This window comes from Pseudomonas kitaguniensis (assembly GCF_009296165.1).
In the GTDB taxonomy this organism is placed as follows: domain Bacteria; phylum Pseudomonadota; class Gammaproteobacteria; order Pseudomonadales; family Pseudomonadaceae; genus Aquipseudomonas; species Aquipseudomonas kitaguniensis.
The window spans coordinates 1-2,550 of the sequence record NZ_VUAZ01000179.1; the positions used below are offsets into that span (position 1 = coordinate 1).

General features: G+C 50.9%; 6 protein-coding genes. All 6 read left to right on the forward strand.

Annotated features, from left to right (window positions below; translation table 11 throughout):
* A partial coding sequence (locus F0169_RS27970; protein WP_241679175.1) for a hypothetical protein occupies positions 1-483 on the forward strand: 483 nt, incomplete at its 5' end.
* A gap of 1 nt (position 484) precedes the next feature.
* Positions 485-784: a hypothetical protein gene (locus F0169_RS25380; protein WP_259642724.1), complete on the forward strand. Its 300-nt coding sequence runs from the start codon at positions 485-487 to the stop codon at positions 782-784.
* A 22-nt stretch (positions 785-806) separates the two neighbouring features.
* Positions 807-1,148, forward strand: a complete 342-nt coding sequence (locus F0169_RS25385) for a hypothetical protein (protein WP_179953679.1) — start codon at positions 807-809, stop codon at positions 1,146-1,148.
* Complete coding sequence (locus F0169_RS27515; RefSeq protein ID WP_179953680.1) at positions 1,123-1,584, forward strand: hypothetical protein; 462 nt, start codon at positions 1,123-1,125, stop codon at positions 1,582-1,584. Before F0169_RS25385 ends, F0169_RS27515 begins: the two co-directional genes overlap by 26 nt.
* Before the next feature lie 122 nt (positions 1,585-1,706).
* Positions 1,707-1,937 (forward strand): hypothetical protein, encoded by a 231-nt coding sequence (locus F0169_RS25395; RefSeq protein ID WP_152747952.1) that lies wholly within the window; start codon positions 1,707-1,709, stop codon positions 1,935-1,937.
* 260 nt (positions 1,938-2,197) lie between these two features.
* Positions 2,198-2,550: VENN motif pre-toxin domain-containing protein (locus F0169_RS25400; RefSeq protein ID WP_172979553.1), on the forward strand; the 353-nt coding region annotated here is incomplete at its 3' end.

Below are 2,550 nucleotides of genomic sequence, written 5' to 3' on the forward strand. Positions count from 1 at the left end.
GCGGATGTTGTTAGCGGAGGTGAAAAAGGTGGCGGTTCTAGTGGTTTCAGTGGCGGTAAACCAACTATTGTGGATGATCCATATAGCCCGAATGCTGTTACTGAAAGGTCTAGCGTAAATAGAGATTATTATGGTCGAGAAAATGCTGCCGATGAGTTTTCTGCTGGCCTTCCAGACTATGCAACGCATTCAACAGCAAAGAGCTATCAGTCAACTGCGCCAAGAGATCTGAACGAGCAGATTTTGTGGAACAAAGTGATAGAAAATCCCTCAGCCGGTCGTGATACAAAACTGGCGGGCGATAAAGACTTCCCTCGGAGTGAGGGATGGAGAAAAATGGAAGTAAGTCACCGTCTGCCTAGCGGAGAAAATATAACCCTCCACTACCAGTACAACTCCGCCACCGGTAAAGCATACGATATGAAAATTACCACGCCGCAGCAGCTGCCCCCTGTGCTGCAGCCCGGTAGGACTATTGAGTGATGTGGATATGATTATTCGAGAAATTGGGCGTGAAGAGCCTGTCCAGGTTTTTGGGATTTACTGGATAGAGAGCGAGCGCTATTACTGGGTCATTCCTTATGATGGTTACGGCGGTCTGATGGTACTCAGTGATAGAGAAGTCAATGTTGTTGACTCGTCTTTGTCAAGTGATCTCATCCTCTGCAAGGATGGCGGAGGAGGGGACATGATTCTGCATTGGGCAGCCGAAGGTTTGATTGAAGAGCTTGTGGAGCGTGATCCACAGGCAATGGCCGAGTTCTTAGAACGTATAAAAGGGTGATGGTGCAAAAGCAACCTTGCCTGTGGCGACCGATCTTGGGAAGGTTTCATTTGATGCTGCTAACGGGGTGTTGGGGCTGAATGACGCCGTTGATAGCATCGTGCACACCGCTGGCAACCTTAGGGAAACGTACGCGGCCCTCAAGGCCGTGGTTGAGAGCGGCGGCGTTTGGGATTCGGTCAAACAGACGTACATCGACCGCATTGATACATTGCAGGCACAGTTTGAAGAAGCCGGTCCCAGTGGTTCATACCTGGCTGGGGTTGAAACTGGAAAGCTGTTGAGTGATATGGCGGGTGTTCTTTCAGTTGGCGGGGGGGGTCGTGAAGGGCGGCGCCTTGCTGGCGGAAAAGGTCACTGCTAAGGTCACCAAGGCCGAGTTCGAGGCGGTGGCAAAAGCTTCGACGGACAGGCCGCCACTGACGAGCAATAACGTTGGAGATTTTAGTGGTGAGTTGGATGCGAAAGCGATTCCATCCGGTTTGGCTTCTGGAGAAACTGGAGTTGTAGGTACTGGTAAAGCTGCGGCAAACGATGCGAGTTTCGACGGTGAAAAAGCTACTGCTACAACGGGAGAAGTTGTAGCTACTGAAGCCACAAGTGCAAATGCCCAAGCTGCATTGAGAGCGAAACTATCAGGACTACAAAAAGCTCAAGAGACAGCAGCGGTCACTAGAACACTGCCTGATGGCCGTATTCGTTACTACACACAAGAGGTTCCTGCAAGGACAGAAGGACCTACTCGGGGTGCTTCTTTCGCCACGGAGTTTGATCCTAAAACGGGCAGTACGAGGCAATGAATGGAAAGCTATGACCATGCAGGAGAAGTAATCCGTGTCCACCCGAAAAGTATTAATGGGCAGCCGGTTGATGCTCAGCACTACCCTCCGACCGGAGCAGAGCTAAAGAGTTGGGGGCAGCAATGAGCATGGAAGACATAGTGGCTGACAGACTTGGAAGAGTAGTTGCTGATGGATTTGATATTTTTAAAATATCAAAAGAGGCACTTGATATTTACCAAGATCCAAACCTTTCTCTCACAAAAAATTTAGACATTGCGTTGTTGTCACTAATGGCAATGGTCGAAGGGCCAGAGTTTGAGATGACAGAAAAAGAATTTTATGATTTTTTATCTGATATTCGACAGATGTAGTTTTCAATATACCCAACTTGATCAGGCACTATCGACACCGGCCTTGCGCCGGTGTTTTTTGCACCCTTTTTTGCACCCTTTTTTGCCTCCTTCCTGCACCCAGCCTGTAGCCTTTTTGCAGTCCTTTTGCCTCCCTCTGTCTACCACCCTGCACCCTGACGACTGATCTCCTCGATTGCATTCCTAAACGCGCCGCCCGTCGTTGACTAGATGGGATTTATGGATCGCTTACGATTGCAGGTGGTGACCTGAGCGGCGCAGTGACGGGCGCGCAAGCGGGTAGTAATGCTGTTCAGAACAACTACCTGAGCAAGGCGCAGAAAGCTCAGCGTGACGCGGAAATGGCCGGCTGCGAGGGCACGGTTTGCCGGACAGGAACTGCGACCAAGTGGATGGCGATCGACATCGCGCAAGACGCCAGTTTTACAGCAGGTACTGCCGCTGGCGCTGTGTTGGGGCTGAATGACGCCGTTGATAGCATCGTGCACACCGCTGGCAACCTTAGGGAAACGTACGCGGCCCTCAAGGCCGTGGTTGAGAGCGGCGGCGTTTGGGATTCGGTCAAACAGACGTACATCGACCGCATTGATACATTGCAGGCACAGTTTGAAGA